12 protein-coding genes and 1 pseudogene are annotated in these 11,336 nt (G+C 53.4%); 4 read left to right on the top strand and 9 right to left on the bottom strand.

Annotation, left to right across the window (positions count from 1 at the left end):
- Positions 1–41: 41 nt before the first annotated feature.
- Positions 42–869 (bottom strand): 2,3,4,5-tetrahydropyridine-2,6-dicarboxylate N-succinyltransferase, encoded by an 828-nt coding sequence (gene dapD, locus TA5113_RS02640; RefSeq protein ID WP_058313668.1) that lies wholly within the window; start codon positions 867–869, stop codon positions 42–44.
- 197 nt (positions 870–1,066) lie between these two features.
- Between dapD and TA5113_RS02635 the strand changes: the two are divergent.
- A pseudogene (locus TA5113_RS02635) lies at positions 1,067–1,909 on the top strand (LOG family protein).
- On the opposite strand, the gene TA5113_RS16880 reads toward TA5113_RS02635, so the two are convergent.
- From TA5113_RS16880 to pncA, 8 genes are all read right to left on the bottom strand, one after another.
- Positions 1,893–2,042: a hypothetical protein gene (locus tag TA5113_RS16880; RefSeq protein ID WP_165589373.1), complete on the bottom strand. Its 150-nt coding sequence runs from the start codon at positions 2,040–2,042 to the stop codon at positions 1,893–1,895. The pseudogene TA5113_RS02635 and the gene TA5113_RS16880 overlap by 17 nt on opposite strands.
- Before the next feature lie 57 nt (positions 2,043–2,099).
- The gene (rlmN, locus tag TA5113_RS02630; protein ID WP_058313666.1) at positions 2,100–3,287 is read right to left on the bottom strand and encodes a dual-specificity RNA methyltransferase RlmN; all 1,188 of its coding nucleotides are present in this window, start codon (positions 3,285–3,287) and stop codon (positions 2,100–2,102) included.
- Between the two features lie 123 nt (positions 3,288–3,410).
- Positions 3,411–3,944, bottom strand: coding sequence for an invasion associated locus B family protein (locus TA5113_RS02625; protein WP_058313790.1), 534 nt, complete (start codon positions 3,942–3,944; stop codon positions 3,411–3,413).
- Positions 3,945–4,191: 247 nt separating this feature from the next.
- Complete coding sequence (locus TA5113_RS02620; RefSeq protein WP_058313665.1) at positions 4,192–4,506, bottom strand: YciI family protein; 315 nt, start codon at positions 4,504–4,506, stop codon at positions 4,192–4,194.
- A 109-nt stretch (positions 4,507–4,615) separates the two neighbouring features.
- Complete coding sequence (locus TA5113_RS02615; RefSeq protein ID WP_058313664.1) at positions 4,616–5,047, bottom strand: SRPBCC family protein; 432 nt, start codon at positions 5,045–5,047, stop codon at positions 4,616–4,618.
- Positions 5,029–5,367 carry an ArsR/SmtB family transcription factor gene (locus TA5113_RS02610; protein WP_058313663.1) on the bottom strand — a complete coding sequence of 113 codons (339 nt, stop codon included), beginning with the start codon at positions 5,365–5,367 and terminating at the stop codon, positions 5,029–5,031. Before TA5113_RS02610 ends, TA5113_RS02615 begins: the two co-directional genes overlap by 19 nt.
- 64 nt (positions 5,368–5,431) lie before the next feature.
- Positions 5,432–6,724 (bottom strand): nicotinate phosphoribosyltransferase, encoded by a 1,293-nt coding sequence (gene pncB, locus TA5113_RS02605; RefSeq protein WP_058316598.1) that lies wholly within the window; start codon positions 6,722–6,724, stop codon positions 5,432–5,434.
- 53 nt (positions 6,725–6,777) lie between these two features.
- Positions 6,778–7,374, bottom strand: coding sequence for a bifunctional nicotinamidase/pyrazinamidase (pncA, locus tag TA5113_RS02600; RefSeq protein ID WP_082625770.1), 597 nt, complete (start codon positions 7,372–7,374; stop codon positions 6,778–6,780).
- 104 nt (positions 7,375–7,478) lie between these two features.
- Between pncA and trhO the strand changes: the two genes are divergently transcribed.
- The 3 genes from trhO to TA5113_RS02585 all read left to right on the top strand — a co-directional run bounded on the left by trhO (position 7,479) and on the right by TA5113_RS02585 (position 11,335).
- Positions 7,479–8,387, top strand: a complete 909-nt coding sequence (trhO, locus tag TA5113_RS02595; protein WP_058313660.1) for an oxygen-dependent tRNA uridine(34) hydroxylase TrhO — start codon at positions 7,479–7,481, stop codon at positions 8,385–8,387.
- A 45-nt stretch (positions 8,388–8,432) separates the two neighbouring features.
- Positions 8,433–9,602: a winged helix-turn-helix domain-containing protein gene (locus TA5113_RS02590; protein WP_058313659.1), complete on the top strand. Its 1,170-nt coding sequence runs from the start codon at positions 8,433–8,435 to the stop codon at positions 9,600–9,602.
- Between the two features lie 170 nt (positions 9,603–9,772).
- On the top strand, positions 9,773–11,335 hold the full coding sequence (locus TA5113_RS02585; RefSeq protein ID WP_058313658.1) for an ABC transporter substrate-binding protein: 1,563 nt from the start codon (positions 9,773–9,775) through the stop codon (positions 11,333–11,335).
- Position 11,336: the final 1 nt, after the last annotated feature.

Genomic DNA, 11,336 nt, shown 5'->3' with positions numbered 1-11,336 from the left:
CCCGCCAGTGGCGGGCGCATGCCTTGTCACTTAAAGCGCGATTAGTCGCGCAGCAATTCGTTGATGCCGGTTTTGCTGCGGGTCTTCTCATCCACGCGTTTCACGATCACCGCGCAGTAAAGGTTTACGTTGTTTTTGGACGGCATAGAGCCGGCGACAACAACGGAGTAAGGCGGCACTTCGCCATACATCACTTCGCCAGTTTCACGATCAACGATCTTGGTGGACTGACCGATGAAAACGCCCATGCCCAGCACAGAGCCTTCACGGACGATACAACCTTCGACCACTTCAGAACGCGCGCCGATAAAGCAGTTGTCCTCGATGATGGTTGGACCTGCTTGCATAGGCTCCAGAACGCCGCCAATGCCAACGCCGCCGGACAGGTGCACGTTTTTACCGATCTGAGCGCAAGAGCCAACGGTCGCCCAGGTATCAACCATAGTGCCTTCATCAACATGGGCACCGAGGTTCACAAAGGATGGCATCAAAACGACGCCTGGCGCGATGTACGCAGACTTGCGAACAACCGCGTTAGGAACCGCACGGAAGCCAGCTTCTTTCCACTGTGCTTCACCCCAACCTTTGAACTTGCTGTCGACCTTGTCCCACCAACCGGACCCTTGTGGGCCACCGGACTGCTCTTCCATATCTTTAATACGGAAGCCGAGCAGAACCGCTTTCTTGGCCCATTGGTTAACATGCCAATCGCCATTTTCCAGCTTTTCCGCCACGCGCAGTTTACCTGAATCAAGCGCGTTCAGCGTATCTTCGATGGCTTCACGCTGTTCGCCAGTGGTCGCTGGGGTGATTGTGTCGCGTGCTTCCCACGCGGCTTCAATGGCAGTTTCCAATTGTGCGTTGGACATTAAATTCGGCTCCTTAATTTCGGATTCGAGCTTTCATAGCGAAACAAGCCGCCAACGTCACCAGCGGACCGCCACCCTTGCATGAAAAAGCGACCAATTATGGACAACACCTCTTTGTGTTTCCCCCTAAGCCGCGCTGGAAATGGCTTTCGCTTCGCGCTACGCCTAAAGCAACACGCGCATTTAAAGGACAGGACATGAAAGACGATCACCGCACCCCATTCCGCGACGCCCACACCGACCGCAGCGCCGCTGAAAAAGCGCCCGAGACCGAGCAGACAAAAGCCCCAGCATATCGCTTGGCTTTCGCGGACGAGGATTTCCTATGCCAAGACGCATTGCGCCCCGTGCGCCTGCAACTCGAACTCTTGAAGCCGGAAATGCTTCAGGACGAGGCGGGTATCGAGAGCACAATTGTCATGTTTGGCGGTGCACGCATTCCTGAACCTTCAAAGAAAGAAACGGCGCGCACAAAAACACTCGCGGATCTGTCCGTATTTTATGACGAGGCACGCGAGTTTGCGCGCCTCATGACGCTTAAATCCATGGAAAGCGGCGGACATGAGAATGTTATCGTGACCGGAGGCGGACCGGGGGTGATGGAAGCAGGCAATCGCGGTGCGGTCGATGCCGGTGGCAAATCAATCGGCCTGAATATTGTGCTGCCGTTTGAACAAGCGCCAAATCAATACGTTACGCCGGACCTGTGTTTTAACTTCCACTACTTTGCGATCCGCAAAATGCATTTCCTGATGCGCGCCCGCGCCATCACTGTTTTCCCTGGCGGGTTTGGTACTTTGGATGAACTTTTTTAAGCGCTGACTTTGATCCAAACAGGCCGTATGGAACGGGTGCCATTCGTTCTCTTTGGCAAAGCATTCTGGGAAAATATCATCAACTGGGACGCACTATCTGATGCGGGAACCATTTCCGCGGATGACTTGGATCTATTCCGTTTTGTGGACAGCGCTGCAGAAGCCATCGACTTGATCGACAACTGGGATCAAGGCGGAAAACGCGACGCTATTCCGGGTCGCTAATCGCATTGGTCGCCATTTGGCGCCCAACTAAGTCTTTGTTTAAGGCGATGCGGACAAGATCACCAAGCGCGGCATGCTCTTGCCGCGCAGCCCATTTCAGGGCCTGAAAGGTGTTTTCGTCCAAGTCAAACATAACGGTCACTTTGCTCATAAGAGCATGTGAACATGCATCTGATTAATTTTAGGTGAATTAACGCAGACCAACTTCCGCTTCGATCGCTTTTTTCGACTTTCGCGCCCGTTCTGTCGCCGATTTAAGCTGACCACAGGCTGCCATAATGTCATCACCGCGTGTTTTGCGGATCGGGCTCGCATAACCAGCTTGGTAAACGATATTGGCAAAAGCGCGGATACGATTGTTCGAAGACCGTTTATATGGAGCGCCCGGCCATTCATTGAATGGGATCAAGTTGATCTTCGCTGGGATATTGTAGTCCTTCAGGAACTTAATCAAACGATGCGCATCTTCGTCGCTGTCGTTTACGCCATCAAGCATCACATACTCAAACGTGATCCGTTCAGAGTTCGAGGCGCGAGGGTATTCCGCAAGGGCTTTAAGAAGCGCGTCGATATTCCACTTCTTGTTGATTGGCACCAACACATCGCGGGTTTCATCATCGGTCGCGTGGAAAGAAATCGCCAAAAGACAGCCAATTTCTTCTGCGGTGCGCACAATGCCTGGCACCACGCCGGATGTGGACAATGTAATCCGACGACGGCTTAGAGAAATTCCAGCATCGTCCATCGCAATTTTCATCGCGTCGCGCACGTTGTCGAAGTTATAAAGTGGCTCACCCATACCCATCAAAACAATGTTGGACAAAAGCCGCGTCTCATCTTTCGGCGCGCCGGGAACTGGCCATTCTTCTAGGTCATCGCGTGCCATCATGATCTGACCGACAATTTCGCCAGCCGTCAGGTTCCGCACCAGTTTCTGTGTGCCCGTATGGCAGAAAGAACAGGTGAGTGTGCAGCCAACTTGGGAAGAAACACACAAAGTACCGCGGTCATCTTCTGGAATATAAACCACCTCGACCTCGTGGCCGCCGGCGATTTTCACCAAGTATTTGCGAGTGCCGTCGACAGATACTTGCTTTGATACCACTTCAGGAATCTCAATCGTGAACGCATCGTCCAGCTGTGCGCGATACGCTTTGGACAGGTTGGTCATCTCATGGAAGTCGCGCACACCCCATTGGTAGATCCATTGCCAGATCTGACCCACGCGCATTTTCGCCTGTTTTTCCGGTGTTCCGGCAGCAATCAATGCGTCGCGCATCGCGTCGCGCGTCAGGCCAACAAGGTTTTGCTTGTCGCCTTCCGGCATCTTGCGCGGAATTGTATGTACGTCCTGCGTGATCGGTGCACGAGCTGTCATGGCTGGAATCTCCGGGGTTCAGGCGGGTCACATACACGATAGTAGATAATTTGCAAACACAGCGCGTCAAAGACAAAAGCCCGACGAATGTCGGGCTTTCAATTTGACTGACTTGTGTACCAACTAGCTACAGCGTTTGCCCGCATCGTCATGTGCTGCGGTGAAACCCAGCAACGAGAACGTATCCTGCGTACGTGTACCACGACCCGATTCACCAACGACCACAGCTGTTTTCCCGCGTTTCATCGCGGCCACGATCTTTGCGTCCTCTTCAGTGGTTTGAGGCCACGCCCATTCGCCTTCCGTGAATAGATCATAGGTATCGTCATCAATTTTTAGACTTACCGTAGAACCAGACTTAAACGGATATCCACCTGTAAAACCGATTTGGCCTTTGATGTTATTGTCTGGGCGGAAAATAACCATCAGCAATGTCTGGGTCCGGCGCACCGCGACCACAGCGCCGTTGCGTGTGTTTACGCTTTCCTTAAAAGTCGAAACGGCCCAGCATTCCTTTGGACTGCTTTCAACAAAGACGCTCCAATCGGTCTTTGCCGCCACTTGATTGCTGCTCTCCTGAGCACCGGCTGCGCCCACCAGCGTCAGCGCACCCATGACTGTCCCAATGATAGACGCGCGCAATGTCTTTGATCCCATATTTACAGCCTCCAAGCTGTCCTTGCCCTCAATTCCGAAAACCCACCGCACCGTTTCCCGGCTTTGTATTTGCGGCATTCCCTTTTCTCGATGGGCTTACAATACTCTTATTTTTGCGGATTGCGAAAGCCCTGTTGGCACGAAATTGCCCATCACTTCTCAGGTTATTGAGGCGATACCGACGACGGAACGCAAAAGCGGCCCCCGGTTATCCCAGAGACCGCTACATAAAGTGAATTTCGTCGACTTACATTTCCATGCATTCGGCCACTTCAACGGTGCCGTTTCGGTCACCAATGATTGGGCAACCTTTTGCCATCTCCAGCGCCGCTTCCATGCTGTCTGCATTTACCAAGGTGAAGCCGGACAAGGGATTTGCGCCACCATTGTCTTCAATACCATTTTCCGTAACCGTCTTAGACATTCCCACCGGCGCGCCACCATCAGCTAGGTTCGGTCCAATCTGTTCATACCATGCGGTCCAAGCAGCCATAACGCGCTCACCCTCTTCAGGGGTCTCCGGCATGCCACCACCATGATAAGCAAATATAAATTTAGGCATTTCATTTCTCCTTTTGGTTCAATGTTACGGGCGCGCAGCCCTTTTGGATCGAGCAAACGGGAGTCACCCGATTTGCCAGAAATTGACGTCAAATTCGGTCTTTGTTTGGTTAGCTCTGCAAGATCCGGGTTATTGTGCCCAGCGCATAAGTCCAACCGCTATTGTGTCCGGTCGCCGCTTCCTCATCCGGAAGCTCTCGGTGATCGATGATGAGCTTTGCACCCTTCGCGGTTTCCATCACCGTAAACATGACATGACTTTCAGGTCCTCGCTTGTCTTCGGGATCATGCCATCCCCAAGTGAACCCTACGGTCTTCGGACGATCCACATGGGTTACATGGCCAGAGAGCTTCATCGTGTTGCCCTCTTTGCTCACCATTTCCAGAAACCACGGACCAGTGCGCGAAAAATCCATTTCGTCTGCTGGAAAGGTCATGCCCTCATAGCCGAACCATTCAAGCACCGAAGCGCGTTTGGTCACAAAATCAAATAGCCGTTCCTGCGTTACGTTGAATTCGCGTTCTAATCTGATGTCGGGCATATGTCCTCCTCAGCCTCCAAGGCAGCTGCCATACGATTTAGGCTGACTTCCCAGAAAGCCCGATGGTCGATTGTCCAATCCGAAATCGTTTTCAATGCTTGCGGCCGCACCGCGTAAAGCCGCCTGGTGCCTTCTGCCCGCTGTTCGACGAGCCCTGCCTCACGAAGCACCTTCAGGTGGCGCGAGATTGCAGGGCCACTAATCGTTGAGTCAGAGACCAGATCGCCGGCAGGCAGTTCGCCGTCTTTCATCAACCGTTCAACAATGTCGAAACGGGTTTCATCAGACAGCGCAGCAAAAACGGATCGTAAATCACTCATGTCACCTTATTTAACATATTTGTTAAATAAGGGAAGGATTCTTTTGTAGCCTGCATAAGTGCGGTTAGACGACAACGTCCTGTTTGGTCTGTGCACCCACGTCGAAGACGCGTTTATAGCGGTCTATCTGATCCGCAGGCCCCATCGCTTTATTTGGGTTGTCTGAGAGTTTCACAGTCGACTGACCATTGGCAGAAACCGCCTTACAGACAAGCGAGAAAGGCGCGAGCGTATCGCCCGGCACAAGCCCACGGAAATCATTGGTCAGCAAGGTACCCCAACCAAAACTGGTCAAAACTCGGCCCTCAAACTGCTGTTGCAATTGGCGGATCTTGTCTACGTCCAGCCCGTCAGAGAAGATGACCAGTTTCTTTGTGGGATCTTCCCCGCGCGACGTCCACCAATCGATGGCCTTCCCGGCGCCCGCCGCAGGATCACCAGAATCGATCCGAATTCCCGTCCAGCTCTCAAGCCACTTTGGCGCTCGGTCTAGGAACCCATTGGTGCCATATGTGTCGGGCAAGATGATCCGCAGGTTGCCATCATGCTCTTCGTGCCAATCAGCAAGAACTTGATAGGGAGCTTGCGCCAACTCTTCGTCGCTCTCAGCAAGCGCCGCATAGACCATTGGCAGCTCATGCGCATTTGTCCCAATCGCCTCCAAATCTCGGTTCTTGGCGATGAGACAGTTGGAGGTTCCAACGAACTTTTCACCAAGCCCCTCCCCCATGGCCTGAACAGCCCAGTCCTGCCAAAGATAGGAATGCCGCCGCCGCGTTCCAAAATCTGCAATCCGCAGATTGTCGATGTCGCGCAGATTTTCGATCTTTTCCCAAAGCTTGGTCATCGCACGGGCGTACAGCACCTGCAGTTCGAACTTTTTCATCTGATCCAGAACGGCCCGGCTGCGCAGCTCCATCAACACAGAAAGCGCAGGGATCTCCCACAACATCACCTCAGGCCAGCTGCCCTCAAAGGTCAGTTGATACTGATCACCGACCCGCTCCAGATGGTAGTCGGGCAGGCGCAGATTCTCGAACCATTCCATGAAATCAGGGCGGAACATCTGGCGTTTGCCGTAAAACGTATTCCCGCGCAGCCAAGTGCTTTCACCGCGCGTCAGCGACAAAGACCGCACATGGTCAAGTTGCTCTCGCAGCTCGCCTTCATCAATCAACTTTGCCAGAGGTACAGATTTGGTGCGGTTGATCAGCGAGAACGTCACTTGTGTGTCCGGACGATTCCGGAACACACTTTGACACATCAAAAGCTTGTAGAAATCCGTGTCGATTAAAGACCGCACAATCGGATCAATCTTCCACTTGTGGTTCCAAACCCGCGTCGCAATATCGACCATTCTACCCTCTTAATTCTCTCATGCCTTCACTGAAATGACCTTGGCAAGCGTACTTAGCTGAGGATCACCCCGGATTTTGCCATACCGCTAAGGGCGGCGTCCAGAGATCCATCTAGATCGATAGCCCGGCACAAGGACTGATCAACGGTGACATTAAACCCGAGCTTCGCCGCATCGACTGCGGAAAAGTTCACGCAAAAATCTGTGGCCAAGCCCACCATGGTGAGGTCCGTCAGCCCGCGTGTGCGCAGATAGCCCTCCAAACCGGTCGGCGTCTCTTGGTCGTTCTCAAAGAATGCAGAGTAGCTGTCGATAGCTGGATTATACCCTTTGCGCACAACCAAGTCCGCGCGATCGGTATTCAAATCCGCGTGGAATGCGCCACCTTCAGTGCCTTGAATGCAGTGATCCGGCCACAAAACCTGCGGACCGTAGGCCATCTCCACCAAATCATATGGGTCCTTGCCAGCATGGCTGCTGGCAAAAGAAGAATGGCCCTTTGGGTGCCAGTCCTGCGTCAAGATCACAGCATCAAAATCCGCCATAAGCGCGTTGATGCCAGGTACGATCAGATCCCCCTCTGGAACCGCCAATGCGCCGCCGGGGCAAAAGTCATTCTGAACATCGATCACAATCAGGGCTTTGGACATGCGGCTCTCCTTTGATGTTATGGGTAGGAACTGCGGCAAGGCGCGTCAATGGGGCCCATCGCCAAGTCTTGATCAGAGACTATTTTGGGCGTAATGGGCACGCCATGTATACAGTCTGCGCTCTTTATCACTTCACCAGCTTTGAAAATCACGAGGCGCTCCGCGCCCCGCTGCTCGAACTTTGCGAAAAAGAAAACATCACCGGCACGCTGCTTTTGGCACACGAAGGCATCAACGGCACCATCGCGGGACCTCGCAAAGGCATTGATGCGGTCATCGCGCATATCCAATCCTTGCCGGGCTGCGCGAATTTTGAATGGAAGCTATCCACAGCCGCTGAGAAACCCTTCCCGCGCATGAAGGTGAAGCTGAAGAAAGAGATCGTGACTTTGGGCCAACCCAATGTTGATCCGACGGCGCATGTCGGCAACTACGTGAACCCAGAAGACTGGAACGAACTGATCAAATCCCCCGATGTGGTGACAATCGACACACGCAACGACTACGAAGTGGCCATCGGCACCTTTGAAGGTGCCGTCGACCCTGAAACCGCATCGTTCCGCGATTTCCCAAAATGGTGGGAAGAGAACAAAGATCGCTTCCACAACAAACGCGTCGCGATGTTCTGCACAGGCGGCATCCGCTGCGAGAAATCCACAAACTACCTCATGAGCCAAGGGGTCGAGGATGTGTACCACCTCAAAGGTGGCATCCTGAAATATCTCGAAGAAGTGCCTCAAGAAGATAGCACTTGGGAGGGCGAATGTTTCGTTTTTGACGGCCGCGTGTCCGTTGGGCACGGTCTTAAAGAAGGCCCGCATGTGCTTTGCCACGCTTGCCGTCGCCCCCTGTTGCCAACGGATCTGAAGCGTCCGGAATATGAGGCCGGCGTCAGCTGCCATCTTTGCGTGGATGAATATTCCGAGAAGGATAAAGAGCGGTTCCGCGAGCGTCAGAAGCAAATGGAATTGGCACGCCAACGCGGCGAACAGCATATTATCGGGGTGGATTGATTTTCACCCTTTGTTCCTGTTTGATGCGCTCAAAAGGAGCGCATCTTGCAGGCAGTCCTCAAAATCGAAAATCGCACGGCGCGCTGGCTTTGGCTGGCCTCTCAAGGCCTGTCTGACACGCCCACCGGACCACTCAATCTCTACGATACGATTCTGAAGCTTGGGATGGTGCAGCTCGACACCATTCAATATGTCGCGCGCGCGCATCACCACATCCTCTGGTCCCGCAATCAGAACTATCGCGAGCCGATGCTGAACCCGCTCTTGGCTAAAGAGCGCAAGATCTTTGAACATTTCACCCATGACGCCAGCGTCTTACCCATGGAGTTCCTGCCCGCGTGGCAGCGTCAGTTCCGTCGTATGGTCGTCACGGCGCGGCGCTGGCACGGGGATTTGGAGAACAACCCTTATCTGGACGAGCTTAAAGATCGCATCCGCGATGAAGGCGCGCTTTCGACCCATGCCTTTGACACCAAAATCCAAGGCGAAAAAAAGATGTGGGCCCGTCCCCCCCACAAGAAGGCACTCGACTACATGTGGATGACTGGGCAGCTGACGACATGTTTTCGCGATGGGTTCATTAAGTTTTACAACCTGCCAGAACGCGTCTTTCCCGAAGAATTCCGCAACCGCTCTCTGTCAGAAAAAGATGAACTCGATTTCTTGTTAAACGCAGCGATAGATCGCATCGCCGTCGGAAGCCAAGGAGAAATCCAAAGGTTCTGGGAAACAAGTTCAGCCAAAGAAACCAAGAACTGGCTGGATAGCGCTGGTTTGGTGCCTGTTGAGATCGAAAACGACGATGGCAGCATTACCAAAGGCTTCGGCGCGCCAGACATCGAAGCGCGTCTCGCGTCGCTTGCTGCGCCTACATCACGCCTTCGCATCCTCAACCCGTTTGATCCAGCTGTCCGAGACCGCAACCGCCTTGAGAGGCTGTTTGGTTTCAATTACCGCAACGAAATGTTCGTGCCGGCAGAAAAACGCATTTGGGGCTACTATGTCTTTCCAATCCTAGAAGCTGATCGTTTTGTTGGGCGCATCGAAGCAAAGGCCGAACGCAATGCCGAAACCCTGAGGGTGATCGATTTCTGGCCTGAACCGGGCGTGAATTGGGGCAAGGCGCGCCGAAACAAACTGCGTGCGGAATTAGAGCGACTCGGCCGGTTTGTTGGGTGCCGGACAGTAAAGTGGGAGCGTGGCAGTCAGGTTTAAAGGCCTTTCGGCTTCAACTTGATCAGTTGGTTCGCACCAAATTTGTGCCAGCTTTTAGACGGTTACGCAGATGTGAACACCAAAATCGCATAAATTGACTGCCCATTCAAAAAACACGTGTACTCTCAATCTTAGACTCTGTGCGAAACGGGGCAATTTGGGAGACACTTATGAACAAGATTTTTGCGGCCACGGCCATAGCAATCATATCAGCGCAAGGTGCTGCTGCTGAGACCTTTAAATGGGCCGGTACAACTGACCCTCAGACCATGGACCCCCATGCGGTGAACTCCGCGCCGGTTCTTGGGTTTCTAAACAACGTCTACGAAGGCCTCGTGCGGCGTGACCAGAACATGCAAGTAGAAGGCGCGCTCGCTGAAAGATGGGAAGCCATCGGCAGCGACGGCTGGCGCTTTTTCCTGCGTCAGGGCGTGACATATCACGACGGTTCCGCCTTTAACGCCGAAGATGTGGTCTATTCCTATGAACGTGCGACACGGCCAGAGTCTGACGTCGCAAGCTGGTTCTCCACGATCTCCGAAGTAAAGGCTGTCGACGACTACACCGTTGATTTCTACACCACCGCACCAAACCCGATTTTCCCAGATACGATCGCCAACTTCATGATCATGGATAAAGGTTGGACAGAAGCCAACAACTCCGCGATCCCGGCCAAAGAAGAAGAAAACCACGCGACCCGCAACACCAATGGCACGGGCGCGTTTAAGGTCGTAGAACGTCAAACCGACCTTCTAACGGTTCTAGAACCTTTTGATGGCTGGTGGGATGACGCGACTCACAATATCACCCGCGCAGAGTTCACGCCTATTAAGAACCCGGCCACTGCTGTGGCGGCACTGCTGTCGGGCGAAGTCGATATGATCAACCCGGTTCCGACGCAGGACGTTGCGCGGTTGTCCAGCAGCCCCGATGTGAAGGTGCAGATCGGGATTGAAGCACGTGTGATTATGTTTGGATTTGCTCATCAAGCAGATGCGCTGAAGTATTCTGCTGACGCAGGTAAACCAAACCCATTCAAAGATGTGCGTGTGCGCCAAGCGGTGAACCACGCCATCAATGTAGACGCGATCGTTCAGACAATCATGCGTGGTTCCGCAGAGCCGATCTCGCAACTTGTTAGCTCTACAATGCGTGGCTATTCCAAAGACCTTGCCGCGCGGCCAGAGTACAATTTGGACAAAGCACGCGCGTTGCTCGCAGAGGCTGGATACGCTGATGGTTTCAGCTTTGGCCTAAAATGCCCGAACAACCGCTACATCAATGACGAAGCGGTATGTCAGGCGGCGGTTGGTATGCTGGCTCAGATCGGTCTGAATGCGGAACTCGATGCGATGCCTGTCAGCAACTATTGGCCAGAACTCCGCGCCGATAACTTTGACATGTACATGCTGGGCTGGTCCCCGGGTTCATTTGATGCAGAGCACCCAATTCGCTTCTTGGTGACCACACCAAACCCAGAGAAGAAACTGGGCAGCTGGAACTTTGGCGATTTCTCCAACGCGCGTGTGGATGAGTTGCTGCCAATGATCCAATCCGAGGTCGATGACAGCAAACGTCAAGCGATGCTCGATGAGGTGGCAAAGATCCTGCAGGATGAAGCCGGATATGTCCCAATGTACGTACAAGCACTGCTCTGGGGCGCACGCAGCAATGTGGACGTCGTACAACGCGCCGATAACTTCTTTATCCTGCGTTGGGCTTCCGTCAACTAAC

Source organism: Cognatishimia activa, assembly GCF_001458335.1.
GTDB lineage: Bacteria > Pseudomonadota > Alphaproteobacteria > Rhodobacterales > Rhodobacteraceae > Cognatishimia > Cognatishimia activa.
Note: the sequence above shows the minus strand (reverse complement) of the source record. Positions and strands in the feature narration are given on the sequence as shown.

Bases quoted from the DNA above. Each gene is read 5' to 3' on its own strand.
- dapD (WP_058313668.1), bottom strand. From the start codon at position 869: ATGTCCAACGCACAATTGGAAACTGCCATTGAAGCCGCGTGGGAAGCA.
- TA5113_RS16880 (WP_165589373.1), bottom strand. From the start codon at position 2,042: ATGTTTGACTTGGACGAAAACACCTTTCAGGCCCTGAAATGGGCTGCG.
- rlmN (WP_058313666.1), bottom strand. From the start codon at position 3,287: ATGACAGCTCGTGCACCGATCACGCAGGACGTACATACAATTCCGCGC.
- TA5113_RS02625 (WP_058313790.1), bottom strand. From the start codon at position 3,944: ATGGGATCAAAGACATTGCGCGCGTCTATCATTGGGACAGTCATGGGT.
- TA5113_RS02620 (WP_058313665.1), bottom strand. From the start codon at position 4,506: ATGCCTAAATTTATATTTGCTTATCATGGTGGTGGCATGCCGGAGACC.
- TA5113_RS02615 (WP_058313664.1), bottom strand. From the start codon at position 5,047: ATGCCCGACATCAGATTAGAACGCGAATTCAACGTAACGCAGGAACGG.
- TA5113_RS02610 (WP_058313663.1), bottom strand. From the start codon at position 5,367: ATGAGTGATTTACGATCCGTTTTTGCTGCGCTGTCTGATGAAACCCGT.
- pncB (WP_058316598.1), bottom strand. From the start codon at position 6,724: ATGGTCGATATTGCGACGCGGGTTTGGAACCACAAGTGGAAGATTGAT.
- pncA (WP_082625770.1), bottom strand. From the start codon at position 7,374: ATGTCCAAAGCCCTGATTGTGATCGATGTTCAGAATGACTTTTGCCCC.
- trhO (WP_058313660.1), top strand. From the start codon at position 7,479: ATGTATACAGTCTGCGCTCTTTATCACTTCACCAGCTTTGAAAATCAC.
- TA5113_RS02585 (WP_058313658.1), top strand. From the start codon at position 9,773: ATGAACAAGATTTTTGCGGCCACGGCCATAGCAATCATATCAGCGCAA.